Source organism: Caballeronia udeis (genome assembly GCF_001544555.2).
Lineage (GTDB): Bacteria > Pseudomonadota > Gammaproteobacteria > Burkholderiales > Burkholderiaceae > Caballeronia > Caballeronia udeis.
On sequence record NZ_FCOK02000002.1, the window covers coordinates 90,926 to 116,560 of the forward strand.

General features: G+C 61.3%; 25 protein-coding genes. 13 read left to right on the forward strand and 12 right to left on the reverse strand.

Annotation, left to right across the window (positions count from 1 at the left end; translation table 11 throughout):
• Positions 1 to 51: 51 nt before the first annotated feature.
• The 3 genes from AWB69_RS01940 to AWB69_RS01955 all read left to right on the forward strand — a co-directional run bounded on the left by AWB69_RS01940 (position 52) and on the right by AWB69_RS01955 (position 4,665).
• The gene (locus AWB69_RS01940) at positions 52 to 366 is read left to right on the forward strand and encodes a PP0621 family protein (protein WP_062081536.1); all 315 of its coding nucleotides are present in this window, start codon (positions 52 to 54) and stop codon (positions 364 to 366) included.
• The gene (ampD, locus tag AWB69_RS01945; RefSeq protein ID WP_062081538.1) at positions 363 to 947 is read left to right on the forward strand and encodes a 1,6-anhydro-N-acetylmuramyl-L-alanine amidase AmpD; all 585 of its coding nucleotides are present in this window, start codon (positions 363 to 365) and stop codon (positions 945 to 947) included. Before AWB69_RS01940 ends, ampD begins: the two co-directional genes overlap by 4 nt.
• A gap of 697 nt (positions 948 to 1,644) precedes the next feature.
• On the forward strand, positions 1,645 to 4,665 hold the full coding sequence (locus AWB69_RS01955) for a ribonucleoside-diphosphate reductase subunit alpha (protein WP_062081543.1): 3,021 nt from the start codon (positions 1,645 to 1,647) through the stop codon (positions 4,663 to 4,665).
• Between the two features lie 286 nt (positions 4,666 to 4,951).
• Here the strand turns inward: AWB69_RS01955 and AWB69_RS01960 are convergent, their stop codons facing one another.
• Positions 4,952 to 6,349 (reverse strand): MFS transporter, encoded by a 1,398-nt coding sequence (locus tag AWB69_RS01960; RefSeq protein ID WP_062081545.1) that lies wholly within the window; start codon positions 6,347 to 6,349, stop codon positions 4,952 to 4,954.
• Positions 6,350 to 6,473: 124 nt separating this feature from the next.
• Between AWB69_RS01960 and AWB69_RS01965 the strand changes: the two genes are divergently transcribed.
• Positions 6,474 to 6,692, forward strand: coding sequence for a DUF3820 family protein (locus tag AWB69_RS01965; protein ID WP_062081548.1), 219 nt, complete (start codon positions 6,474 to 6,476; stop codon positions 6,690 to 6,692).
• 34 nt (positions 6,693 to 6,726) lie between these two features.
• Here AWB69_RS01965 and AWB69_RS47445 read toward each other — a convergent pair whose 3' ends face one another.
• On the reverse strand, positions 6,727 to 7,056 hold the full coding sequence (locus tag AWB69_RS47445; protein WP_156528704.1) for a hypothetical protein: 330 nt from the start codon (positions 7,054 to 7,056) through the stop codon (positions 6,727 to 6,729).
• A 389-nt stretch (positions 7,057 to 7,445) separates the two neighbouring features.
• Here AWB69_RS47445 and AWB69_RS01970 point away from each other — a divergent pair, with 389 nt between their 5' ends.
• From AWB69_RS01970 to AWB69_RS01975, 3 genes are all read left to right on the forward strand, one after another.
• Positions 7,446 to 8,717 (forward strand): ribonucleotide-diphosphate reductase subunit beta, encoded by a 1,272-nt coding sequence (locus tag AWB69_RS01970; protein ID WP_062081550.1) that lies wholly within the window; start codon positions 7,446 to 7,448, stop codon positions 8,715 to 8,717.
• A gap of 189 nt (positions 8,718 to 8,906) precedes the next feature.
• Entirely contained in the window at positions 8,907 to 9,221 is a 315-nt protein-coding gene (locus AWB69_RS49150; RefSeq protein WP_075643847.1) for a hypothetical protein, read from the forward strand.
• 30 nt (positions 9,222 to 9,251) lie between these two features.
• Positions 9,252 to 9,953 (forward strand): histone H1-like repetitive region-containing protein, encoded by a 702-nt coding sequence (locus AWB69_RS01975; RefSeq protein ID WP_062081552.1) that lies wholly within the window; start codon positions 9,252 to 9,254, stop codon positions 9,951 to 9,953.
• 239 nt (positions 9,954 to 10,192) lie between these two features.
• Here AWB69_RS01975 and AWB69_RS01980 read toward each other — a convergent pair whose 3' ends face one another.
• The 10 genes from AWB69_RS01980 to AWB69_RS02025 all read right to left on the reverse strand — a co-directional run bounded on the left by AWB69_RS01980 (position 10,193) and on the right by AWB69_RS02025 (position 19,025).
• Entirely contained in the window at positions 10,193 to 10,669 is a 477-nt protein-coding gene (locus tag AWB69_RS01980; protein WP_062081554.1) for an outer membrane lipoprotein, read from the reverse strand.
• A gap of 136 nt (positions 10,670 to 10,805) precedes the next feature.
• Positions 10,806 to 11,741 carry a carbohydrate kinase family protein gene (locus tag AWB69_RS01985; protein WP_062081947.1) on the reverse strand — a complete coding sequence of 312 codons (936 nt, stop codon included), beginning with the start codon at positions 11,739 to 11,741 and terminating at the stop codon, positions 10,806 to 10,808.
• Positions 11,742 to 12,037: 296 nt separating this feature from the next.
• Positions 12,038 to 12,538 carry a thiol peroxidase gene (gene tpx, locus AWB69_RS01990; RefSeq protein WP_062081556.1) on the reverse strand — a complete coding sequence of 167 codons (501 nt, stop codon included), beginning with the start codon at positions 12,536 to 12,538 and terminating at the stop codon, positions 12,038 to 12,040.
• Between the two features lie 160 nt (positions 12,539 to 12,698).
• Positions 12,699 to 13,982 (reverse strand): zinc-ribbon and DUF3426 domain-containing protein, encoded by a 1,284-nt coding sequence (locus tag AWB69_RS01995; RefSeq protein ID WP_062081558.1) that lies wholly within the window; start codon positions 13,980 to 13,982, stop codon positions 12,699 to 12,701.
• Positions 13,983 to 14,027: 45 nt separating this feature from the next.
• The gene (gene prmA / locus AWB69_RS02000; RefSeq protein ID WP_062081561.1) at positions 14,028 to 14,930 is read right to left on the reverse strand and encodes a 50S ribosomal protein L11 methyltransferase; all 903 of its coding nucleotides are present in this window, start codon (positions 14,928 to 14,930) and stop codon (positions 14,028 to 14,030) included.
• A 21-nt stretch (positions 14,931 to 14,951) separates the two neighbouring features.
• Positions 14,952 to 16,334, reverse strand: coding sequence for an acetyl-CoA carboxylase biotin carboxylase subunit (gene accC, locus AWB69_RS02005; RefSeq protein ID WP_062081563.1), 1,383 nt, complete (start codon positions 16,332 to 16,334; stop codon positions 14,952 to 14,954).
• A 186-nt stretch (positions 16,335 to 16,520) separates the two neighbouring features.
• Complete coding sequence (accB, locus tag AWB69_RS02010; RefSeq protein ID WP_062081949.1) at positions 16,521 to 17,003, reverse strand: acetyl-CoA carboxylase biotin carboxyl carrier protein; 483 nt, start codon at positions 17,001 to 17,003, stop codon at positions 16,521 to 16,523.
• A 155-nt stretch (positions 17,004 to 17,158) separates the two neighbouring features.
• Positions 17,159 to 17,623 (reverse strand): type II 3-dehydroquinate dehydratase, encoded by a 465-nt coding sequence (aroQ, locus tag AWB69_RS02015; protein ID WP_062081566.1) that lies wholly within the window; start codon positions 17,621 to 17,623, stop codon positions 17,159 to 17,161.
• Positions 17,624 to 17,826: 203 nt separating this feature from the next.
• Entirely contained in the window at positions 17,827 to 18,378 is a 552-nt protein-coding gene (locus AWB69_RS02020; RefSeq protein WP_062081568.1) for a TlpA family protein disulfide reductase, read from the reverse strand.
• Positions 18,375 to 19,025 carry a hypothetical protein gene (locus AWB69_RS02025; RefSeq protein WP_062081570.1) on the reverse strand — a complete coding sequence of 217 codons (651 nt, stop codon included), beginning with the start codon at positions 19,023 to 19,025 and terminating at the stop codon, positions 18,375 to 18,377. The genes AWB69_RS02020 and AWB69_RS02025 overlap by 4 nt, the downstream gene beginning before the upstream one ends.
• Before the next feature lie 170 nt (positions 19,026 to 19,195).
• Between AWB69_RS02025 and mpl the strand changes: the two genes are divergently transcribed.
• The 6 genes from mpl to AWB69_RS02055 all read left to right on the forward strand — a co-directional run bounded on the left by mpl (position 19,196) and on the right by AWB69_RS02055 (position 25,496).
• Complete coding sequence (gene mpl / locus AWB69_RS02030; protein WP_062081572.1) at positions 19,196 to 20,596, forward strand: UDP-N-acetylmuramate:L-alanyl-gamma-D-glutamyl-meso-diaminopimelate ligase; 1,401 nt, start codon at positions 19,196 to 19,198, stop codon at positions 20,594 to 20,596.
• Positions 20,593 to 21,180, forward strand: a complete 588-nt coding sequence (locus tag AWB69_RS02035; RefSeq protein WP_062081575.1) for a YqiA/YcfP family alpha/beta fold hydrolase — start codon at positions 20,593 to 20,595, stop codon at positions 21,178 to 21,180. Before mpl ends, AWB69_RS02035 begins: the two co-directional genes overlap by 4 nt.
• A 99-nt stretch (positions 21,181 to 21,279) precedes the next feature.
• Positions 21,280 to 23,379, forward strand: coding sequence for a ribonuclease catalytic domain-containing protein (locus tag AWB69_RS02040; RefSeq protein WP_062081577.1), 2,100 nt, complete (start codon positions 21,280 to 21,282; stop codon positions 23,377 to 23,379).
• Complete coding sequence (gene aroE / locus AWB69_RS02045; RefSeq protein WP_062081579.1) at positions 23,376 to 24,236, forward strand: shikimate dehydrogenase; 861 nt, start codon at positions 23,376 to 23,378, stop codon at positions 24,234 to 24,236. The genes AWB69_RS02040 and aroE overlap by 4 nt, the downstream gene beginning before the upstream one ends.
• A 49-nt stretch (positions 24,237 to 24,285) precedes the next feature.
• Positions 24,286 to 25,008: a monofunctional biosynthetic peptidoglycan transglycosylase gene (gene mtgA, locus AWB69_RS02050; protein WP_062081581.1), complete on the forward strand. Its 723-nt coding sequence runs from the start codon at positions 24,286 to 24,288 to the stop codon at positions 25,006 to 25,008.
• 71 nt (positions 25,009 to 25,079) lie between these two features.
• Positions 25,080 to 25,496, forward strand: coding sequence for a type II toxin-antitoxin system HicB family antitoxin (locus AWB69_RS02055; RefSeq protein ID WP_062081583.1), 417 nt, complete (start codon positions 25,080 to 25,082; stop codon positions 25,494 to 25,496).
• Positions 25,497 to 25,635 lie beyond the last annotated feature (139 nt).

Here is a 25,635-nt window from a genome sequence, read left to right on the forward strand (position 1 = left end):
ACGGGTTGTCTGAATCAACGGGCATTTATTGCCTCTACTATTAGTAAGATCATGCGCCAACTTCTCCTGCTGATATTTGTGTTCTTTGCGAGCCAGTGGCTGTTCAAGAAGCTCAGGCGCGCCCAAGCTGCCGCCGGCGCGCAAACAGGCCGCCAGGCGGGCGGCGGCGCAGGGGCCACGCGCGCGTCTCATGGCCCGGCGGCTTCCGGCTCCGCGCCGCAACTGCCCGATCCCCTCGTGCGTTGCGCCGAGTGCGGCGTGCATACGCCTAGCAGCGAAGCGATTGTTGCGGCCGGGCATCGTTTCTGCTGCGCCGATCACGCCCAGCGCTACGCCGCTCATCCCACCGGCCGCGACGCTCGATGAACGTTGCCGGTCTGATCGACGCCGACGGTTGGTACACGGCGGCGCACCAAATGCCATCACCCAACTTCGAAGCGCGTCCGGGGGGGATCGAGCCCACGCTCGTTGTCGTTCATAACATCAGCTTGCCGCCCGATGAATTCGGCGGCAGCGCAATCGCCGAGTTCTTCCAGAACCGTCTCGATCACGACGCTCATCCGTACTATGACCATTTGCGCGGCATGCGGGTGTCGTCGCATTTCGTCATTCATCGCGATGGCCGCGTCGAACAGTACGTGTCGTGCAACGAACGCGCATGGCACGCGGGCATGTCGAGCTTTCTCGGGCGTGAGCGATGCAACGATTTCTCGGTGGGTATCGAACTGGAAGGCAGCGATCGATGTGCGTTCGAGGATGCGCAGTACGCGTCGCTCAATGAGGTCGTCCAGGCTCTCACTCGCCGCTATCCGATCGAAGCGCTAGCCGGTCATTCGGATATCGCGCCGGGTCGTAAAACCGATCCGGGTCCGTACTTCGAATGGCCAAGACTGCAACGCGATACGCAACTCCCGCTTCAGTACTTTCCCTATCTCGGCGACGTTTGATTCGCTGCTCGTTCACGCTTGATGGAGTGTTTGCAGCGTGAGTTATTGAGCCGCGGTGACGCACTGCGTCTCGCCATCGTTCTCTGATCTACCGCCGGCCTTGGCCCAGCACTTCCCACGGACCAGAAGCGCTTTCATTTTGCATTGCAGCGCGTTCGCGTGTGTTCGGCGCACCTTGGCGCGTTTTTCCTTATCCGACTTTTGCGTTGCAAAAGTCAACCCTCTGAAGGCCATTCTTCAGCAAATAAAAGTTTTTGAGACTGTGCAGAATGCCACTATACTTGGTGCTCAGAGACGTAATTCGCACTATATGTTGTGTTGTCCAGGCGGCGCCCCGCTCATAGAGCCGGCGCCGCATGCTTGTCCGGCCATAGAAGAAAACACCGGGTAAGCAACTGATTTGTCGCGTAAAAAACGTCGGCATTCAGTTTGAAAGACCGAGGCAAACAGGCTTAGCGAGAGAGGTTGTCTTCGTCGGTTTGAAGCGTACCGTCTCATGGGAAAACCATGGGACCGAGCGCAAGAACGGCACCGGCAATTGTCCCGGCTTAGCCATTTTCAATTTCATCGTCGTGCGCGATTGGCAGAAGTAGTGAAAGCAGTAGTGAACAGCAACAAAGCAACAGGCAGCCACCACGCACGGCACGCATCTCAATCCGCGGACGTTCCGCACCATCGAACACCTGGAGATTTGCACATGCAAACCACCGACAACGCCACGACTTCCTACGAGGGCGCCTCCGTGCGTCCCATCGGCGCACAGGGTCAACCGAGCACCAGCGGACTCGCACCGGACGCCACACTGGCCGACTACAAAGTCATCCGCCGCAACGGGACCGTGGTGTCGTTCGAGCCGTCGAAGATCTCCATCGCTGTGACGAAGGCGTTTCTGGCCGTGAACGGCGGCCAGGGCGCAGGCTCGGCGCGCGTGCGCGAGCTCGTCGAACAACTGACGCAAAGCGTCGTTCGGGCGCTGGTTCGCAGCCGTCCGAACGGCGGTACGTTCCATATTGAAGACATCCAGGATCAGGTCGAACTCGCGTTGATGCGCGGCGGCGAGCACAACGTGGCGCGCGCGTACGTGCTGTATCGCGAGAAGCGCACGCAGGAACGCGCGCACGCGCCGGAAACCCGGGCGAACGCGCTGGGCATCAATGTGATCGACAACGGCGTGTCGCATCCGCTGGATCTGGACGCGTTGAAGGCGCGCATCAACGAAGCGTGCGTAAATCTCGGCAGCGAAGTGAACGCAGACCCGATCGTCGCGGAAACGGTGAAGAACCTGTACGACGGCGTGCCGATGGCGCAAGTCTATGACTCCGCCATTCTTGCCGCGCGCACCATGATCGAAAAGGACCCGGCTTACAGCCAGGTCACCGCGCGTATCTTGCTGCACACCATCCGTCGCGAAATCCTGGAAGAGGACGTCTCGCAAGGCGAGATGGCCACGCGCTACGCTGAATATTTCCCGCTCTTCATCAAGCAGGGCGTGGAAGCGGAACTGCTCGACGAAAAGCTCCAGCAATACGACTTGAAGCGCCTGGGCGCCGCACTCGACGCCGACCGCGATCTGCAATTCGGCTATCTCGGCCTGCAGACGCTGTATGACCGCTACTTTCTGCACAACGAAACCAAGCGCATAGAACTGCCGCAAGCGTTCTTCATGCGCGTCGCAATGGGCCTGGCGCTGAACGAAATCGACCGTGAAGCGCGGGCGATCGAGTTCTACAACGTGCTGTCGAGCTTCGACTTCATGTCGTCCACCCCGACGCTGTTCAACTCCGGCACGCGCCGTTCGCAATTATCGTCGTGCTACCTGACGACGGTTGCCGACGACCTCGACGGCATCTACGAAGCGCTGAAGGAAAACGCGCTGCTGTCGAAGTTCGCGGGCGGCCTGGGCAACGACTGGACGCGCGTGCGTGCGCTCGGTTCGCACATCAAGGGCACGAACGGCAAGTCGCAAGGCGTGGTGCCGTTCCTGAAGGTCGTGAATGACACGGCCGTCGCGGTGAACCAGGGCGGCAAGCGCAAGGGCGCGGTGTGTGCGTACCTGGAGACGTGGCATCTGGATATCGAAGAATTCCTGGAACTGCGCAAGAACACGGGCGACGACCGTCGCCGCACGCACGACATGAACACGGCGAACTGGATTCCCGACCTGTTCATGAAGCGCGTTCACGAAAACGGCGACTGGACACTGTTCTCGCCGGCAACCTGCCCGGACCTGCACGACCTGTTCGGCGCAGCGTTCGAAAAAGCTTACGTTGCGTATGAAGAGAAGGCCGCGCGCGGCGAGATCAAGCTGTTCAAGAAGGTTCCGGCCGCGCAACTGTGGCGCAAGATGCTGGGCATGCTGTTCGAAACGGGTCACCCGTGGATCACGTTCAAGGATCCGTGCAACATCCGTTCGCCGCAGCAGCACGTGGGTGTTGTCCACTCGTCGAACCTGTGCACGGAAATCACGCTGAACACCAGCGACACCGAAATCGCCGTCTGTAATCTCGGCTCGGTGAACCTGGTCGCGCACATGGCAAAGCAGGCCGACGGCACGCTGGCACTCGATCACGACAAGCTGAAGCGCACCATCAGCGTTGCCATGCGCATGCTCGACAACGTCATCGACATCAATTACTACGCCGTCGCCAAGGCGCGCAATTCGAACCTGAAGCATCGTCCGGTCGGCATGGGCATCATGGGCTTCCAGGACTGCCTGCACTTGCTGCGCACGCCGTATGCGTCGAAGGAAGCGGTCGAATTCGCCGATACATCGATGGAAGCGGTCTGCTACTACGCTTACTACGCATCGACGGAACTGGCGCAGGAGCGCGGCCGTTACTCGAGCTATCGCGGTTCGCTGTGGGACCGCGGCATCCTCCCGCAGGATTCGCTGAAGCTGCTGGCCGAAGCCCGCGGCGGGTACGTGGAAGTGGACGACAGCGCGTCGATGGACTGGACCGAGCTGCGTTCGCGGATCGCCAACTACGGCATGCGCAACTCGAACTGCGTCGCGATCGCACCGACCGCGACCATTTCGAACATCATCGGCGTGTCGGCGTGTATCGAGCCGACGTTCCAGAATCTGTACGTGAAGTCGAATCTGTCGGGTGAATTCACGGTCGTGAACGATTACCTGGTGCGTGACCTGAAGGAACGCGGTCTCTGGGACGAAGTGATGGTCTCGGACCTGAAGTACTTCGACGGCACGCTGTCGCGCATCGACCGGGTTCCGGCGGATCTGCGGGCAATCTACGCCACCGCGTTCGAACTGGACGCGACCTGGGTGGTGGAAGCGGCATCGCGCCGTCAGAAGTGGATCGACCAGGCGCAGTCGCTCAACATCTATATGGCGGGCGCGTCGGGCAAGAAGCTGGACGAGGTGTACAAGCTGGCGTGGCTGCGCGGTCTGAAGACCACGTATTACCTCCGCACGATGGCCGCCACGCACGTCGAGAAGTCGACGGTCGCTCACGGTCAGCTGAACTCGGTGCCTTCGGGTAACTCGGGGAACGGTGCGGGTGGTGCAGGTGGAGCGTCAGGCGCGAACGGCAACGGCTTCGGCTCGCAGGGTTCGCACGGATCGTCGACGGGTGGTTTCAACGCCGCCGCAGTTGCGGCCCCGGCAATTGCTGCTGCGGCCGAAACAGAAGCCGATGGTCCGGTCTGCATGATGCGCCCGGGCGATGCCGGCTTCGACGAGTGCGAGGCTTGCCAGTAAGGCGTAGTGAGCGAGAGGCCGATGCAATCGGCCTCTCGCCAGTTAGCTAGCGGTGAGATTGAAGATTGAAGGCCGGCACGAAGCGTTGGTTCTTTCCGCGGCGGAAGGGGCAGGCGAATTCGGTGCCGGCCTTTTTATTTGTATCGATAGTCGCGGCCGAACAGCCAGGAAGCCGCGTTCGGGATTCGAGGCAGGCGCCGAGGTGTTGGAAGCGTCGACTCTTTCCGCTATGAACCTGCGCCTTGTTCGTGCAGTCGGCGCCGCACAGCAAAGCCGCACACCCGCTTCACCCCCGCGTTCCCCTCGATATCTCGTGCCCCGCGTTGTGACTGAGCCGCGCGGTAATTGGAATCGAAAGAAACGAAAACAATCCGACGACGACGAAGGCCGGCCAGAAATCCGACCAGACGATCTGCGGATGTCCCTGCAGGTCATGCGAAATCTGCAGCGCGATGCCACCCACCGTCACGCCGAGTCCCAGCGACACCTGCTGGATAAAACTCCCGAGACTCGTCGCGCGACCCACATCGCGGCTTTCGATCTCGGCATACGTCAGCGAGTTGAGGCTCGTGAATTGCAACGCCGGAAAAAATCCGCCGAGCAGCACGATGGCCCAGATGACCCACGTCGGCGTGCCCGGATAGAACATGCCGCAGGCGGCAATCGCGATGCCCGACAGCGCCGCGTTGACTATCAGCGTCTGCCGGAAGCCGTACCGGTGCAGCACGCGCGAGGCCAGTGAGCGCATGAACATGCCGCCGAACGCGGACGCGCAGGTAATCGAGCCGGACTTGAACGCGCTCATGCCGAGCCCTTCCTGCATTGCGAGCGGGAGCAGGAACGGCACCGCGCCCAGGCCGATGCGAAACAGCGAGCCGCCCGCCACGCTCGCCTGGAACGTCGGCACGCGCAGGAAGCGCAGGTCGAGAAGCGGCAGTTTTACGCGTCGCGAGTGCAGGAAATACACGATGAAGAAGGCCACGCCGGCGAGCGCCATGCCCGTCGCGGTGCGATTGGAGACCAGTTCGCCGCCGATCAGCGACAGCCCGAGCAGAAACAACGTGCCGCCGCTCGCGGATAGAAAGAAACCGAACCAGTCGAGCGGCCCGGGATGCGGCTCGCGCGCGTTGCCGATGTAGCGGTTGGTCAGGTAGATGCCGAGGATGCCGATCGGGATGTTGATGAAGAAGATCAGGCGCCAGTGCAGATAGGTGGTGATGAACCCGCCGAGCAGCGGCCCGACAGCCGGGCCGAACATGGCGGGCAGCGAGAGGTAGTTCATCGCGCGGATGAATTCGGAGCGGGGCACCGAGCGGAAGATGATGATCCGCCCGACCGGCACCATCATCGCGCCGCCTACGCCCTGGACGAAACGCGCGAGCGTGAACGGGATCAGCGAGGTGGACGCGGCGCACAGGAGAGAGCCGGCGACGAAGATGCCGATGGCGAGGCGGAAGATCGTGCGCGCGCCGAAGCGGTCGGCGACCCAGCCGCAGATCGGGATGAAGACCCCGAGGCCGAGCACGTAGCTGGTGACGGCGATCTTCAGCGTGACGGGATCGCGGCCGAACGCTTTGGCCATTTCGGGGATTGCGGTGACGATGACGTTGGCATCGACGCTTTCCATGAACATCGCACAGGCGACGATGAGAGGGGCAACGAAAGCTTTGATGGCTAGCGACATGGAGAACGGAAGGGGATCTCTTCGCGGCGGGAAGCTGGGATTATGGCATCGATATCATGACAGCGACATCGCGAAGTGCCGTGATGAGCGACACTTCGCGACGATAAACCCGAGGAGAACGACGATGGACCCGGAAGATCTGCAGCGTCTCGTCACGCAGAAAATGCCCTATGGAAAGTACAAGGACCGCTTGATCGCGGACCTGCCCGGCCACTATCTCGCGTGGTTCGCACGTGAGGGTTTTCCTGCAGGGCAACTCGGCCGGCTGCTCGCGCTGATGCACGAAATCGATCACAACAACTTGCGCGAATTACTCACCCCGCTGCGCGACAAGCGAGGTTGAAAAGCCGTGCGCCAAGCGGGCGCTGCCGGGTGATTCACGCCTGCGTCCAGCGACCTCGCAGCTGCATTTTTACGCTTGAAATCCGCTCTTGCATGACGTATTCGTTTGTACTATAGGTAGTCGTCACCAGCTCAAAACACCCAATATTTTGTGGTTTTGCCTTTGCGCCGGAAGCGTCGAGTGCTACACTTTCAACATGGAAACGAGACACGCCAACACATCCGTTTCCCGCAGCAAGACACGTGTAATCGCGAGCGCCGGGTGACGGTTTTCTGGAGTCGGGAAGCACTCGAAAAGCAGGTTGAAGCGGGTCGTCGAAGGGGGTGATCCGAAGGTTGGCTTGATCGGTTTTGAACGCGGTCATGCTCATCAATTACGAGAGACCCGCGAGAGACTTGCGAGAGACACACCAGGTTTTCATCGAAGCAATCACGCAGCGAAAGTTGTTCGATCACACGCTTTAACTAGCACGCTGACTTCGCACGCAAGACCGCACGCAAGACGATTCACAGCAGAGCCGGACGATGCAAGGCACACGCAAAAGCAACACTGAAAGAGCGTGAAGAAGCACTACGCAAGCACTGCATCGAACACGTTCAAAGAGACTTCGCATGAAGCTTCAAGCAGTGAGCTCAACGCAAAGTGTTGTATGCAAGTAGCAGCGTCAACACTAAAACAGGATTTTTATGAGCAAGCTCTTTTATCGCTCATGGAAAGATGGTACAAACCGATCTAAATTGATGGTGAGAATTTATGCTCAACTGGGATGACGAGACCACTGCGGTAACTCCCTCGAACGGTTCGCAACACAACACGTTGCGTAACCCGGCGGGTCAGGTTGCGGGTTTCAGCCAGGCATCGCGTGCAGCAGCTCCGAGCGCGACGCAAGCCGTCGGTCATGGCGTTCTTCAAACGGCCCATCAAACGTCAGCGGCACAGAATATTTTTGCGAGCGACTTCGTTGCTCCCGCGGCACCGAGCGCCAGCGACATCGCGGCGGCAAGTGCGGCGCGCGTGAACGTGGCCGACAAGCGCATCATCAACGGCAAGACCGACGTGAATCAGTTGGTGCCGTTCAAGTACAAGTGGGCGTGGGAAAAGTATCTGGCGGGTTGTGCGAACCACTGGATGCCGCAGGAAGTGAACATGTCGCGCGACATCGCGCTGTGGAAGGACCCGAACGGCCTCTCCGACGACGAACGCCGGATTGTGAAGCGCAACCTCGGTTTCTTCGTCACGGCCGACTCGCTGGCCGCGAACAACATCGTGCTCGGGACGTATCGCCACATCACGGCGCCCGAGTGCCGGCAGTTCCTGCTGCGCCAGGCGTTCGAGGAAGCGATCCACACGCACGCGTATCAGTACATCGTCGAATCGCTGGGTCTGGATGAGAGCGAAATCTTCAACGCGTATCACGAGGTCGACTCGATCCGCGCGAAGGACGAGTTCCTGATTCCGTTCATCAACACGCTGACCGATCCGGCCTTCACCACCGGGACGCTGGAAGCGGACCAGAAATTGCTGAAGTCGTTGATCGTGTTTGCTTGCGTGATGGAAGGGCTCTTCTTCTACGTCGGCTTTACGCAGATCCTGGCGCTGGGTCGCCAGAACAAGATGACGGGTGCGGCGGAGCAGTATCAGTACATCCTGCGCGACGAGTCGATGCACTGCAACTTCGGCATCGACCTGATCAACCAGATCAAGCTGGAAGAGCCGCAACTGTGGACGCCGGAATTTCGCGCGGAGATCCGCGAGATCTTCCAGGAAGCCGTCGAACTGGAATACCGGTACGCAGAAGACACGATGCCGCGTGGCGTGCTCGGTCTGAATGCCTCCATGTTCAAGAGCTATTTGCGTTTCATCTGCAACCGTCGTTGCCAGCAGATCGGCCTCGACCCGCTGTTCCCGAACGAAGAAAATCCGTTCCCGTGGATGAGCGAGATGATCGACTTGAAGAAGGAACGGAACTTCTTCGAGACGCGAGTGATCGAGTATCAGACGGGCGGCGCGCTGACCTGGGAGTAAGCGAGTCAGCGAATCAACGTCAGCCAGCGGCAATGGACGCATTGCTGCCACGAATTAGATGCAGACCGGGCGCCCACAGAGGGCGCCGAGTAGACGGGATGAATGCGGGATGAATGGCAAACCGGCGCCATTGCGTGCGATCACGATTGCGCGCGCGTCGGCCAACAGGTTTAGGAGAACGGTCGCCTGATGCAAAGTGCGCCTTGTGGCTTAACAGCCCAAAAAGATGACAGGCGTTTTGCGGACCCTTCAGTGGGACGGGCAAACTTCCCCCCGAAATATGCCGTCGGCAGCGCCGACGGCCCGATCAAGCGATTGCCGGCACCCTCTTCAGGTGCTGACTTAATTTGGCGCGCTGTGCCTTGTGGCACCGCGCGCCTTGCCGTATTCATTAGCGTAAGCAAGCTCCATCAGCGTACGCCGATGAATAATCCGCTTCGCAGCGTGCGTCCTGAGAAGCCCACGCGGGAAGCGGGTTTTGACGAAGGGTGTTGTTTGAACTGACTCTCATCTTGAAACCTGAAGGAGAAAATGATGGCATTAGCCAAGAAATCCGTCGCAAAGAAAGCTGCAGCAAAACCGGCTGTCAAGAAAGTGGCCGCCAAGAAGGCAACGGTAGCGAAGAAGGCGCCGGCAGCTAAGAAAGTTGCAACCAAGAAAGTTGCTGCCAAGAAAGTCGCAGTGAAGAAGGTCGCGGCGAAGAAGGTTGCGGCCAAGAAGGCACCGGCGAAGAAAGTTGCTGCCAAGAAGGTTGCCGTGAAGAAGGTTGCAGCCAAGAAGGCTCCTGCGAAGAAGGCAGCGGCTAAGAAGGTTGCCGCCAAGAAGGCGCCTGCGAAGAAGGCTGCTGCTAAAAAGGCGCCTGCCAAGAAGGCTGCGGCCAAGAAGGCCCCCGCCAAAAAGGCTGCCGCCAAGAAGGCCGCTGCTAAAAAGGCGCCTGCTAAGAAGGCACCTGCCAAAAAGGCGGCCGCCAAGAAGGCTGCGCCCGCCAAGAAGGCTGCCCCTGCTGCGAAGAAGGCTGCTGTAGCTGCTCCGGCTGCGGCTCCTGCTCCCGCTGCAGCGCCTGCTCCGGTTGCCAAAAAGGCTCCGGCCAAGAAGGCTGCCGCTGCGAAGAAGACGGCTGCTGTAGCACCGGCAACGACGGCAACGACACCTGCAGCGCCGGCCCCGGCTGCAACGGTCAAGACGGCGTTGAATCCGGCCGCTGCATGGCCGTTCCCGACGGGCAGCCGTCCGTAAGCGCAGGTTGTAACGCAGTACTTCGACACACGCGATGTGTCTTGTGACCGTGTATTGCTACGCGGTCCAAACCCGCTCCCGGTGATTGCCGGCAGCGGGTTTTTTATCGGCTGTCACTTGTGGTGGAGTAGGGGGGCGCCTGTGAGCAGACGAAAAAAAGCGCATGGACCCGAAGGCACATGCGCTTTTCTCCTGCCCCGGCAAGATCGATTCGATCAGGCCGGCACGTTCTTCATCCGCTAGTGCGTCACTCGCGTCACACCGCCGCTCGATAACAACCGAACGCGCTCGCCGGCCTGGAACACCTCGCCGGTTGCGGTTTGCGTGATGGCGCGCATGTCGCCGTTATCCAGGCGCACGGTGATCTCCAGTCCGTTCTGCGTCGCGACGCCGTTCTCGACAGCATTGCCTGCCACCGCACCCGCGATCCCGCCGATGATCCCCGTCACGATCGAGCCACGCCCGCCGCCGAGCGCGCTGCCTGCAACTGCTCCCAGTGCCCCACCGCCGATAGCGCCAAGCCCGCTAGGCTGGCCGTTGTTCGTGCTGATCTTCACGCCGCGCACGCTGTCGACGGTACCCATGCGGACCGTTTCTTCGCGCTGGGCCTGTGACGCGGTGTAGACATCGGGCGAACTGCTGTTATAGGCACATCCCGTTACGATGACTGAGCTAAAAAGCGCTGCTGCCAGCGCCATACGACTTGTTAACTTCATTTTTTACTCCACAAAATTACGGCAGGCTGTTGCTCGAAAAAGCCAACAGCCTGCCGCTACACGTCATTGCTTAAGCGTTTCCCAAAGCCGCTTCAATGACTCATTTCGACCTTCCTCGCTGCATCGCTCAATATCCTTAGAGCGCCGAACCAAACGCCTGCTCGAACCGTTCGCCGATCTCGGCGCGCGTAGGCGCATACGTCTGCGGCCCCTGATGTTCGATTTTCAGCGCACCCATCAGGCTGGCGAGACGGCCTGTTTTTGCCCAGCCCAGCTTGTTCTCGATGCCATATAGCAAGCCACCGCGGAACGCGTCGCCGCAACCGGTCGGATCGACGACCTTCTGCGCCTTCACGGCCGGAATTTCTTCAATACCGTCAGCGTGCAGGATCTGCGCGCCATGTTCGCCGCGCGTAATCACGAGTGCTTCCACGCGGCTCAGCATTTCGTCGATCGACCAGCCGGTCTTGTTGCTCAACAATTTTGCCTCGTAGTCGTTGACTGCCACGTATGTAGCAAGTTCAATCATGCGACGAAGTTGCACACCTTCGAGAATCGGCAGGCCCTGGCCCGGATCGAAGACGAACGGCACGCCCGCCGCCGCCAGTTCCTCGACGTGCTGGCGCATGCCGTCGGCGCCGTCCGGCGCCACGATACCCAGGGTGACGCCCTTGGTTTCGCCGGCGTGGTTCAGGTGCGAATCCATCATTGCGCCGGGGTGGAACGCGGTGATCTGGTTGTTCCCGAGATCGGTGGTGATGAAGCATTGGGCCGAGTGCTGGTCGGGCAGCACGCGCACATACTCTGTCGACAAACCCAGCGCATCGAAGCGATCGAGATAAAGCTGGGCGTCGGCCTGGCCGAGGGTCGCCATGATCTTTGCGTCGCCGCCGAGCAGGTTCAGCGCGTAGGCAATGTTGCCCGCGCAGCCGCCGAAGTTGCGCCGCATCGTGGGGACGAGGAAGCTGATGTTCAGCTGGTGCACCTGGTCCGGCAGGATGTGGTCGCCGAAGCGGCCCTGGAACGTCATGATGTTGTCGTAGGCGAGCGAGCCGCAGATGAGCGTAGACACTGGCGAAATCCCTGAAAGTGAATCGATGAAAGCAGTCGATAAAAGTGCGCGCAGGTTTGAATTCCTGAGCACATGCATGCCCGCATGAAACGCTGCGCATTCGTCACGCGGCGGCTGTTCCACCTCGTCACGGATGCGCATGTCGCGTACGGTCTTGCGGGTCGAAGCCGCTACGGTTGACTGAATAACCGTCCCGGCTTCAGGTGTGCGTCCGGTGCGGCGAGCAGTGGATCGGGATGCGGCTCGCCGCCGGTCAGAGGCAGCAGGCCGCAACCGGCCTGTGCTCTTCGATGCGCTTACTTCAACGCGGCCAGCGCTGCGTCGTAGTTCGGCTCGTTCTTGATTTCCGGAACGAGTTCCGAGTACAGCACCTTGTCGTTTTCATCGATCACCACCACTGCGCGCGCGGTGAGGCCCGTCAGCGGTCCGGTCGTGACATCGACGCCATAGGCCTTCGCGAAGTCATGGCCGCGGAACGTCGATGCCGTCACCACGTTCTCGATGCCTTCCGTCGTGCAGAAGCGCGTTGCCGCGAAGGGCAGGTCGCCCGACACAACCACGACCACGGTGTTGTCGAGTCCGGCTGCAGCAACGTTGAACTTGCGCGTGGAGGTGGCGCACGTCGGCGTGTCGAGGCTCGGCACGATGTTCAGCACCTTGCGCTTGCCGGCGAAGCTCGCCAGCGTCAGGTTGCCGAGATCCTTGCCGACCAGGGTGAAATCGGCTGCTTTTGCACCGGCTGCCGGGAACGTGCCTGCCACGTCGATCGGGTTGCCGCCGAGGGTAACTTGGCTCATGTCTACTCCAGAAAGTGTCTGCTGTTCAGGGAATGCGCGCGTCGCTTGGCCGGGGACGGACAGGTGACACGCGCGGAAAACGACGACCGGCTAATTACAGGAACACGCAGAAAAACGCGTAGAAAACGGTTAAGCGTAAAAGCGCAGAAGCACGCGCGTGTCAGGGATAAAAGATCTGCACGCGATAATTCGCCGCGACCGCGTCGCCGGTATCGAGCCGAACGATGACTGGCTGCGTACTGCGCGCGGGCAGGCCTGCACCGATCACCGTGCCTGGACGCGCGTAGTCTTGCGGCCACAGGACACGCCGGATCGCGACGTTATTCTTGTCGTCGAGGAGGGTGAGCTCCAGCGCCGGATACGCGATCGCCACGTCGAAGCGATTGCGCAGCGAGAGTTTCAGTTCAAGCTTGTGCGAGCCGTCCACCTGGCGCAGACCGGAGTTCTCGATCTGCAAGCCGTCGATATCCCGCGGCGGCGCCACTACGCAGCCAAGCTGTTCGCAGGCTTGCGCGAACAGCGGTTGCGAGGCGGGCCAGTAGACCATCACGGTCTCCCGTTCCCACCAGGCGGCCTGCGCGATCAGCGTGATCAGCAGCATGAGCGCAATCAGCGAGCCGATGATTTTCCACACCACTCCCGACCGGGCCGGCGCGCGCGTTTCACGGATAACCGGGAACGGCTCAGCAGCGGGTTCGGACGATGCAGCCGCACTGCCGAAATGCGGCTCGGCGGGGTCTGCTGCCCACGGCGCGGCGGGTTCGGAACGGGGGGCTGTATCAGTGGGGCGGCGGGGCGTGGGCGTTTCCGGCTCCGGCCGCGGTGCGCTCCGGCCGACGAACGGCTCAGTGCGCGACTCGTTGAGCGCTTCGTTTTCAGTGCGGCCAATGAAGGGGTCGGTACGGGACTCCTTCAGCAAATCGCCTTCCGTACGCCGCACGAAAGGATCGACGCGTTTGGGGGGATCGGCGGGTGCTTTCGCCTGTGCTTCGGCTTCAGGGCGATTAACCGCTTGCCACGGAGATCCAGCGCGTCCTTCGCCCGGAAATTCACTCTCTGCGCGCGTGCGCGACAGCGCTTCGGCAGCAGCGAGTCCCGCGAGCGGTTCCTCGCCGGCCGACGGAGTTTGCGCCGCTTCGGTTTGAGGCGCGAGGGCGGTATTGGAGGCGAACGGGGGCAGCGGAATGCCCAGCGCGTCACGCTTGCCGCTCGCGACCTCGGCGCTCGACTTCTCCGCCCAGGGGCTCGCCGGGTCCGCGCCGTAATTCGGTGCGGTTGCGGCCAGCGCGGTCATGACGATTTCGTCGCGGTCGAATTGATAATGCGCGGCGTCGAAGATTTCCTGGCAATGGCCGCAACGCACGCGGCCGTCATGCGGCGCGAGTAGATGCGGGTCCAGACGGAACACCGTTTCGCAGTGGGGACAGCGGGTTGCCAGCGCCATATGTAGCCGAAGGCCAGAGGCCGGTAGATGGACGATGGCGCTATTCTAAAGGCTTTCGCGGCGGGTACCCGCAAGACACACCCAGCCTTCGTGTTCACGCCATACGCTGATGTCGATCCAACGCGCATAGACCGCCGCCACTTCGTCCGCCTGGCGAGCCAGAATGCCCGACAACGCAATGCTTCCGCCCGGTTTTACGCGCGCCGCAAGCATTGATGCCATCAGCTTCAGCGGGTTCGACAGAATGTTCGCCACCACGATGTCGAACTGCCCTTCGGGGAGGTCGGCGGGCAGGCCGTAGGTGACTTCGGCGCGATTGCGCTCGCTATTTTGACGCGCGGATTCCACGGCTTGCGGGTCGATATCGATACCAATCACTGGGTTCGCACCACATTTCTTCGCCAGGATCGCGAGGATGCCGGAGCCGCAACCGTAATCGAGCACGGATTGGTCTTGCTCGACCGATTGCTCGAGCCATTCCATGCACAGCCGCGTGGTCGGATGGCTGCCGGTGCCGAACGCGAGACCTGGATCGAGTTCGAGCACGAGCGCATCGGGATCGGGCGCTGCGTGCCACGACGGCACGACCCAGATCCGCTTGCCGATAGGAATGGGATCGAACTGGGATTGCGTGAGGCGCACCCAGTCCTGATCTTCCACATTGCGCAGCGTGAACGCCGGCGTGTCCTTCAAGCCGATTTCATTCGCCGCCGCCGCGAGCAGCACGGCGGGATCGGCGTCATTCGCCAGAAGCGCGACCACGCGCGAGCGGTTCCACGCCTTCTGGTCCGGCGTGAGGCCGGGCTCGCCGAATAGCGGCTGCTCGTCGGGGGTATCGGCGTCGGCATCTTCCACCGATACCGACAGCGCGCCCAACTCCAGCAGCGCATCCGACAACGCTTCCGCGTGTTGCCGGTCCAGCTCGGCGATCAATTCCCGGTAGCTCATCTTGAAGCCTTGCTTGTTGCGTTATTGCGCCGCGTCTTCTGCCGCGACGGCAGCTGCCGCCTTGCGCGCAGCGAGCTTGTTTTCGAGATAGTGAATGCTCGTGCCGCCTTCGACGAACTTCGCATCGATCATCATCTCGCGATGCAGCGGGATGTTGGTCGAGATGCCTTCCACGACCATTTCCGACAACGCAATACGCATGCGGTTGATCGCCTGCTCGCGAGTCGCGCCGTATGAGATCAGCTTGCCGATCATCGAGTCGTAGTTCGGCGGCACGAAATAGCCGTTGTACGCATGCGAGTCCACACGAATTCCCGGGCCACCCGGCGAATGCCATGACGTGAGACGTCCCGGCGACGGCGTGAACTTGAACGGATCTTCCGCGTTGATCCGGCATTCGATCGCGTGACCGCGAAACACAATGTCCTTCTGGCGGAATGCGAGTTTTTCGCCGGCTGCAATACGAATCTGTTCCTGCACGATATCGACGCCGGTAATCAGCTCCGTCACAGGATGCTCGACCTGCACGCGCGTGTTCATTTCGATGAAATAGAACTCGTTGTTCTCGTACAGGAATTCGAATGTCCCCGCGCCGAGATAACCCATCTTCTTGCAGGCGTCGGCGCAACGATCCCCAATCCGGTCGATCAACCGGCGCGCAATACCCGGCGCCGGCGCTTCTTCAATCACCTTCTGGTGACGGCGCTGCGTGGAGCAATCGCGTTCACCGAGCCAGATCGCATTGCGGAACGAATCGGCGAGAATCTGGATTTCGATGTGCCGCGGGTTCTCCAGGAATTTTTCCATGTAGACCTGCGGATTGCCGAACGCGCGGCCGGCTTCTTCGCGGGTCATGTTCACCGCGTTCACCAGCGCCGCTTCGGTGTGCACCACGCGCATGCCGCGACCGCCGCCGCCGCCTGCTGCCTTGATGATTACCGGGTAACCGATCGTGCGGGCAATCTTCACGATTTCCTTCGGATCGTCGGGCAATGCGCCTTCCGAACCTGGGACGCACGGCACGCCCGTCTTGATCATCGTTTGCTTGGCGGAGACTTTGTCGCCCATCAGGCGGATGGTTTCCGGTCGCGGTCCGATGAACGTGAAGCCGGATTGCTCGACGCGCTCCGCAAAATCCGCGTTCTCCGACAAGAAACCGTAGCCGGGGTGGATCGCCTCGGCGTCGGTGACTTCGGCCGCGCTGATCAGCGCCGGCATGTTGAGGTAGCTGAGGTTGGACGGAGCCGGTCCGATACACACGGCTTCATCGGCCAACTTCACGTACTTGGCTTCCTTATCGGCTTCCGAGTAGACAATAACCGTCTTGACGCCTAGTTCGCGGCACGCGCGCTGGATTCGAAGCGCAATTTCACCACGGTTCGCAATGAGGATTTTTTCAAACATAGCAAGGTTTCGACTCATCGATGGAACGCCGGGACAGCTTTCCGTGGCGTTCCTGGGAGATCGGCAGCGCGTCTCGCCGGTTAGTCTGGCTAATCAGGCGAGCGCCCGGGTGCTGCGGCCGCCGGCTGGGCGCATGGGAACTGAATACGCTTTCGTCCGGTGGCATCGCGGGAAATCAATCGCCGATCAATCACCGATCACGAAGAGCGGTTGACCGTATTCGACGGCCTGGCCGTTCTCGACCAGGATTTCCTTCACGACGCCCGACTTGTCCGACTCGATTTCATTCAGCAGCTTCATGGCTTCGATGATGCATAGCGTCTGGCCTTCCTTGACCGTATCGCCGACCTGCACGAACGCATCGGCGCCCGGCGACGGCGCGCGGTAGAACGAGCCGACCATCGGCGATGTCACGACGTGACCTTGCGGCACCACGGCAGCCGGCGTAGCCGGCGCACCGGCGGCGCCCGCGTTGCCTGCTTCGCCCGGCGGGCCGTATTGCGGCGCTTGCTGCATCGGGCCTTGCGGCATGTACTGCGGGGCTTGCATGTAGACCGGCGCGGCATTCTTGACGATGCGAACCTTGCCTTCGCCTTCGGTGACTTCCAGCTCCGAGATGCCGGATTCCGAGACGAGGTCGATAAGAGTTTTAAGTTTACGAAGGTCCATCGAAAATTCCCCTTTCAATGCTTGGTGACCGGAAGCTTTTTCCGGTGCTTGACTTGGTAGTTGGGTGCCGCCGACGGAAGCGTTGTCCGATATTGCGGACACACGCTTCGCATCGCGTTGTGCGAGCAGTTCAATTGCCTTGAGCGGATCGCGGCTCAAGCGCGTGGCTTTTCAGCAGGATGCATAGCAAGACGCTCGAGAGCGAAATCGAGCGCGTACAGATAGCCTTTCCAGCCCACGCCGCAAATCACGGCTTCGGCCAGATCGGAGAAATAGGAGTGATGCCGGAAAGCTTCCCGCTTGTGCACATTCGACAAATGAATCTCGATGAACGGCAGCGCCACGCCCGCAAGGGCGTCGCGGATCGCGACGCTCGTGTGTGTATACGCGGCGGGATTGATCAGCACGAAGTCCACCTGTTCGGTCCGCGCCTGCTGAATGCGGTCCACGATCGCGCCTTCATGATTGCTCTGGAACGAAGACAATTCCGCGCCGGCCGCCTGTGCCTTGTCAGCGAGCGCCTTATCGATCTCTGCAAGCGTTACCCGGCCGTAGACATCCGGTTCGCGGGTGCCTAGCAGATTAAGATTGGGGCCGTGCAGCACCAGCAGTCGTGACATAGTGGCTTTGGTTTGTGCGGAGTTGGGCGCACTTTAGCGCCCTTTAGAGAAATTTGTCTAGTTTTACAACCTGCCGGAGGCCAAGTTCAGGTATTCGGGGAGGTCGTATACCCGCATTTTGCTCGTATTGTCGTGCAAAGTTTCTTGAAATGACGGTATCTCCCGGCGAACGATATCGCTTTGCGCGGGAACAAACGGCCGTCTTATAAGGCGTCGAGCGTCGCTTTCAGCTCTTTTGGATCGACTTCGCCGAGTTTTGTCGAACGAATTACCCCTTTCGCGTCGATAACGACCGTGAAGGGTAGCGCACCGGCGTTATTGCCGAAACTGCGCGCGAGGTCGGCGCCGCCGAAGCCCGCTACGTAGATGGGGTAGTCAACGGGTACTTTTTGCAGGAACGCGTTTACGTTTTTCTCGGAATCGACGCCGAGACCAATGAACGTGATGCCTTTCTTCTCATATTCCCGGTGAAGCGCAGCCAGTGTCGGCATTTCCTTCACGCAGGGGCCGCACCACGACGCCCAGAAGTTCAGCACTATCGGCTTGCCCTTGAACGAGGCGAGCGTTTGCTGGGTTCCCGCAGCATTTTGCAGCTGAGTTTTCCAGAGATCATCGACGGCGTTGCTGCTCGCTTTCGACGTGATTTCGGCTGCCTGGCTGGTTTGGCCGCCCGTCATCAGGCGGCTGGCGTAGAAACCGCCGCCGGTCGCCGCGATGGCGACTACAAGGGCAGCAACAATGCGCATGGAATTCATGGAGAGGGGGCCGGTGTCGGGGCGGGCGGCTCGTCGAGCAAGGCGCGCACGGCGGAGGCGCTTGCGCGTGCAAGCTTGCCCCGGCCGTCCGCGCGGACGGCGCCGCGCAGGTCGTTGGTGTCGTAGAGCGCGACGTGAATGCCCATGGGTTCTTCGTCGCGCGAGGGGCGCATCAGGAAGCTCAGGGTTTCGACGTAACCGCGGCCGGCAAAATGCCGCGTCTCGGAGACGTCGTATTGAACATTCGCGTTCAGGAGATAGATAGCGACTTCCTTCGGGTTATCGCAGAAGCATTGCAGGTGGATATCCGAGTGTTCGCCTGCGGTGCCGTTCAGCACGGCGCCGGTCAGGTAGGGATTGAACGGCTGGAGCCGCTGCATCCATTCGAGTGCGACTTCGCGCATGCGGCGCAGGACAGCGGGCTGGCTTTCGCTCTGGAAGATCGCCTGGTATTCGCGGATTTCTTCCTCGATCTGGCCGTTATCCGGTAGCCATTCGCCGCCAATGCGCGTTTCGCCGACCACCTGCCGGGCGGCTTTGCGCTTGGCGGTGGAATAGTCGAGGCCGTCTTCGGCGATCAGCCGCGCCGCCGCGATGGCGATTTCCTCGCGCACGCGCTGCGGATCGAAATGTGATTTGCGAATCATGGAGGAATGATACCGGAGATAGGTTTTCGATCGCGGGCATGCGGATGGAAGCCCGGGCCGCGGGCAGAAATCCGCGCCCATCCGTCGGTTACAATGTACCGCTCCGGGCGCCGGAATACCTCACTCATTCCCCCCGTGCCAACGGCCCTCCCGCCACGAACACACGCTTTATGCACATTCACATCCTCGGTATCTGCGGCACATTCATGGGTGGCCTCGCGGTCCTCGCCCGCGAAGCGGGTCACCGCGTCACCGGCTGCGACGCCGGCGTCTATCCGCCAATGAGCGCCCAGCTCGAAGCGCAGGGCATTGAGCTGATCGAGGGCTACGGCGTCGAGCAAATCGCGCTCGAACCAGATTTGTATGTAGTGGGCAATGTAGTGACGCGCGGCAATCCCCTGATGGAAGCCATTCTCGATCGCGGCTTGCCCTACACGTCCGGCCCGCAATGGCTGGGCGAACACGTGCTGAATGGAAAATGGGTGCTTGCGGTTGCCGGCACGCACGGCAAGACCACCACCAGCTCCATGCTGGCCTGGCTGCTGGAAGATGCCGGCATGAATCCAGGGTTCCTGATCGGCGGCGTGCCCCTGAATTTCGGCATCTCGGCACGGCTGACCGATTCAAGTTTCTTCGTGATCGAAGCCGACGAGTACGACACCGCTTTCTTCGATAAACGCTCCAAGTTCGTTCACTATCGCCCGCGCACGGCCGTGCTGAACAACCTTGAATTCGATCACGCGGATATCTTCCCGGATCTCGGCGCTATCGAGACCCAATTTCATCATCTGGTGCGTACTGTGCCCGGCGTCGGGCGGATCGTGACGAACGGCCGTGAGCCGGCGCTCGAACGCGTGTTGACACGCGGCTGCTGGTCGGGCGTCGAACGCTTCGGCGTGCAAGGCGGCTGGGAAGCGCTGCCGGCGAGCGAGGGTGTTGCCGTCGACGAGCAGTTCGCCGTGTACTGGGAAGGTGAGCGCCTGGGTGTGGTCGACTGGCAAGTCCAGGGCGAGCACAATCGAATGAATGCGCTGGCGGCGATCGCGGCGGCGCGTTCAGTGGGCGTTCCGCCCGCGCAGGCGACGCAATCGCTGAGCACGTTCCGGAACGTGAAACGCCGGATGGAAGTAAAGGGCAGCGTGGACGGCGTGACCGTCTACGACGACTTCGCGCATCACCCCACCGCGATCGAAACAACGGTAGCGGGCTTGCGGACGCGCATTGGCGCAAATAGCCGCATCCTGGCCGTCCTCGAACCGCGTTCGAACACAATGAAACTCGGCACCATGAAGGCGCAATTGCCGGCCAGTCTCGCCGGCGCCGACCTGGTTTTCGGCTACGGCGCGCACGAAGGCCGCGACAAGCTCGGCTGGGACCTGCACGCGGCGCTGGCGCCGCTCGGCAACAAGGCCCAGGCGTTCAGCGACCTCTCGGCGCTCGTCAAGTCGGTCGCCGCCGCAGCCCGCCCGGGGGACCACGTGCTCGTGATGAGCAACGGCGGTTTCGGCGGCGTGCACCAGAAGCTGCTCGATGCCCTGTCGGCGCGGCCGGTCACCAAGGAGCGGGCGTGATTCTTTATCTGCACGGCTTTCGGTCATCGCCACAATCGTTCAAGGCTCGCGTGATGCGCGCGCGGCTGGAAGAGCAGGGACTGATTGGCGAATGGCAATGCCCGACGTTGCCGGTGTCGCCCAAAGAAGCCATTGAGCTTGCCGAAACGCTCGTGGCGCAAGTCCGTCACGACGAGATCACGGTGATCGGCAGTTCGCTCGGCGGGTTTTATGCAACGTGGCTTGCCGAAAAACACGGCTGGCGCGCGGTCCTGCTGAATCCGGCGGTCGTACCGCAAGAGGACCTGAGTTGTTATCTCGGCGAGCAGCCGCTGTGGCATGGCGGCGGCACTATTGTGGTTGAACCGCGTCATATCGACGAATTGCGTGCGCTTACCGTTTCATCGATCACCCGGCCGGACCGCTACTATCTGATCGCGGCCACCGGCGACGAAGTGCTCGACTACCGCACCATGCTCGCGCATTACCCGGACGTGCGGACCACGCTGATCCAGGGCAGCGATCACGCGATCAGCGACTTTCCCAGTTACCTGGACCAGGTGCTCGCGTTCTGCGAGGCCCGGCCGCCTGCTGTCACGGCCTGACGACCCTGAGCGTATCCTTTTATTGTGGACTTGACGCTTCGTGCGGGACGCAAACCCGACCGGACGCCACGTCGACCAACAGTCTTTCGAGAGTATTGAGTGAACGTTTTTTTCGAGGAATCGGGTAGTTTCAAGGCCGGCGCTGTTCTGTCCAAGCAGAACGACGCGTTTCAGGTCGAGTTGCCGGGCGGGCGGCGCGCGAAGGTGCGTGCCAAAGACGTATTGATCGAATTCGAGAAACCGAACGCCGCCGACCTGATGCAGCAGGCGGACGCCATCGCGCAGGAGATCGATCTCGACTTCCTGTGGGAGTGCGCGCCGGAGGAAGAATTTCCGTTTGCGGAACTGGGCGCGGATTATTTCGGCGATAAATTCGGCGCCACCGAACGCGCCGCGCTCGTGCTGCGCATGCATGGATCGCCGGTGTATTTTCGCCGCAAGGGGCGCGGGCAATATCAGCGCGCGCCGCAGGAACAGTTGCAGATGGCGCTGGCCGGGCTGGAAAAGAAACGGCAGCTTGCCCTGGTGCAAGCGGGTTACGAAGCGGAACTGGTCGCTGGAAAGCTGCCCGAGGCGCTGGCCGGAAAGGCGATCGGTTTGCTGACGAAGCCGGACAAGAACTCTATCGAATATAAGGCGCTTGAAGCGGCCGCCGCCGCTCGCGGGATTTCGCAAGCGCGGCTGATGCTGGAAGTGGGCGGCATTCCGTCTGCGCGCGCGCTGCACGAAGCGCGTTTCCTGTCGGAATTTTTCCCGCACGGAACGGGCTTCGCGCCGGTTACCGTGCCGCCGCTCCCCGACGACCTGCCGGAAGCGGACGTGCAGGCGTTCTCTATCGATGACGTCACCACCACTGAAATCGACGACGCGTTCTCCGTCGAGCATCTCGCCGATGGCCGCGTGCGCGTTGGTATTCACATCGCGGCGCCGGCGCTCGGGATCGCGCGCGGCGACATGATCGATGCAATCGCGCGCACGCGGTTGTCCACCGTGTACATGCCCGGCGACAAGATCACCATGCTGCCGGACAGCGTCGTGGACGCGTTCACGCTGGCTGAAGGCGGATTGCGGCCGGCGTTGTCGCTGTACATCATCGTGAATCGGGAAACGCAGGAAATCGTCGCGACCGAAACGCGCGCCGAGCGTGTTTTCGTGAAGAGCAATCTTCGACACAACCATCTGGACGAGCACGTCACCGAGGAATCGCTCGCGGCGGGTAGCGGCGAATACCCGCACAAGGACGACATCGCGGTGCTGTGGCCGCTCGCGCAGGCGCTGTTCGAAAAGCGTCAGGAAGCGCGCGCGGGGTACGGTTTGCGGCGCGAAGTGCAGCGCAATAACGACTTCAATTTCTACGTGGAAGGCGAGCACATCACGATTGCGCCGCGTCGACGCGGATCGCCGCTCGATCTGATCGTCGCCGAGCTGGCGATTTTGGCGAATTCATCGTGGGGCGCGTTTCTCAACGATCACAGCGTGCCGGGGATCTACCGGTCGCAGCGCGGATTCGGTGCGCCGGGCCCGAAGCGCACGCGCATGCAGACCACGCCCGCGCCGCACGAAGGGCTGGGCGTTGCGCAATACGCGTGGAGCACGTCGCCGCTGCGCCGGTATGTGGACCTGGTCAACCAGTGGCAATTGCTCGCGTGCGTGCGGCATGGCGTGACGGCTGCGCTGGTCGCGCCGTTCAAGTCGAAAGACGCCGATTTGTTCGCGGTCGTGCAGGGCTTCGATGACCAGTATTCCGCGTACGCCGATCATCAGCGGCGCATGGAATATTTCTGGTGCTTGCGCTGGTTGAAGCAGGAGAACAAGAAGCATGTGGTGGCGTCGGTGGTGAAGGACGATCTCGTGCGCCTGGATGAAATCCCGTTGATGTTGCATGTGCCCGGCCTTGGCGTGCACGCGCGCGGGACGAAGGTGATGCTCGACGTCGTGGGCATCGACGAACTCACGGTCGAGGCGTCGTGCCGTTTGCTGCATGTGATCGATGCCCCCGCACCGGCGTCGGTGCAAGAGGCCGAGGCGCAGCAGGACGAGATGGAAGAAGAGCTGATCGAAGCGGAAGATTTGAGCGCGGAGAGCGAAGCCGAGGCTCAGGCGGAAGCTTTGCCGGAAGCTGCTGCGCCGGACGGCGAATCCGCCGTGGACGAACCCGCGGGCGAAAGCACGCCCGACACGACGGAGCCCACGCGATGACATCGGGCACTGGGTCTCGGGACCACTATGCCGTGATCGGCAATCCGGTCGCTCACAGCAAATCGCCGTGGATTCATGCGCGTTTCGCGGAGCAGACCGGCGAGGCGATCGAATACGGGCGTGTTTTGGGAACCATCGGCGCGTTCGCGAACGATGTCCGCGCGTTCGCCGAAGCCGGCGGTCGCGGCATGAACGTGACCGTGCCGTTCAAGCTAGACGCCCACGCCTTCGCCAATACGCTCACACCGCGCGCCGCCGCAGCGGGCGCGGTGAACACGCTGGCGTTCAACGCTGACGGCGTGCTCGGTGACAACACCGACGGGGTGGGCCTGGTCCGTGATATCGAAGGTAATCTGGGCGTTGGTCTGAAAGGCGCGCGCGTGTTGCTGCTGGGCGCGGGTGGTGCGGCGCGCGGTGTCGTGCTGCCCATGCTGGATGGCGGCGTGGCGGCGCTGACGATAGTGAACCGGACGGCGTCGAAGGCGCAGCAACTCGTCGATCATTTCTCCGATGCCGCCCATGCCGCGCATGTGCGTTTTTCGGGTGGCGCTGCGGATAGCGTGGAAGCGGGTCCTTATGATGTCATCGTCAACGCGACCGCCGGCAGTCTGGACGACTCCCTGCCCGATTGCGACAACGGTTCGTTCGGCCCCGGTACGCTCGCCTACGACATGATGTACAGCGCCCAGCCGACCGTGTTCATGCGCCATGCAGAAAGCCTCGGCGCGCGTTCGGCGGACGGCCTCGGAATGCTCGTCGAGCAAGCGGCCGAATCGTTTTTCCTGTGGCGCGGGGTGCGCCCGGACAGCGGCGCGGTGCTGCGCGCGTTGCGGCTGGAGTTATCGGCGAAGATTTAGAAAAGCGCGTGGTTGCGCGCGCCATTCCGTTCCAAACAGAAGAAGCACGATGACAAGAACAAAATCGCCCGTTCGTCTCGGGCCGGCTCGGTGGATTGTCTACGGCATCTCGGTGATGGCCATTGCTGCTGTCGCCACGCAGCTCTACTTCTTCGTCATGGTCGGGATTTATACGGTGGTCAATCCCTCGTCGACGGCGTTCATGCGTTCGGACGCATGGCGGCTCGCGCAGGATCGCCCCGACCTCGCCATGCAGCGCACCTGGGTTCCGTACGACGACATATCGCGCAACCTGAAGCGCGCGATCATTGCGTCGGAGGACGCGAACTTCGTCAACAACAACGGTTACGAAACCGACGCCATCCTGCAAGCCTGGGAGAAGAACAAGGCGCGCGGCAAGATTGTCGCGGGCGGGTCGACCATCTCGCAGCAACTGGCGCGCAACCTGTTCTTATCGCGGGAAAAGAGCTACGTGAGGAAGGCGCAGGAACTCGTGATCACGTCGATGCTCGAGCTCTGGATGGACAAGGAGCGCATCTTCGAGATCTACCTGAATTCGGTGGAGTGGGGCAACGGCGTTTATGGCGCTGAAGCGGCGGCGCATTACTACTACAAGACGTCGGCGTCGAAGCTGACCGCGTGGCAATCGGCCCGCCTCGCGGTGATGCTGCCCCGGCCGAAATACTTCGATGAACATCGTGGGTCCGCGTATTTGTCGCAGCGGGCAGGGGTGATTGCGCGCCGGATGGGGGCGGCGGAATTGCCGCATTGAGGGGCTTGTGCCTTGACATAACAGGGGCCGGTTTTGTTTCAGCACCGCAGCACACTATCAAGGTGAGATATATGGAATTCCCAGTGGCGATCCACCAGGACGAGGGCAGCGTGTACGGCGTGATCGTGCCGGGCATTGCCGGCTGTCACTCGTGGGGAGACACCATCGAACAGGCGATTCACAACACTCGCGAGGCGATCGAAAGCCATGTCGCCACGTTGATCGAATGCGGCGAAGAGGTTGACCTGTCTGCTACTCCGGTCGAAGTGCTGGTTCATCAAACGGAATACGCGGGTGCGGTATGGGCGCTCGTCGACGTCGATCCGGCCCAATTCGACACCAAGCCCGAACGAGTGAATATCAGCCTGCCGCGTTTTGTCCTAAGAAAAATCGACGCTTATGCTGGCAAGCATCACGAAACATGCAGCGGGTTTCTGGGGCGTGTCGCACTCGATGCGATTCGTGAAGAGGAAAGAACGCCTGCATAAGCTGGCGAAAATTGGGTTTGCGAGCCCTCGTTTCACCCCCAAAAGCCCCGATTCGTCGGGGTTTTTTGTTTCTGGCGTTATCACTAAAAATCCATAAAATCTCCCAATATGTGAACACATCAATCACATATTGAATATT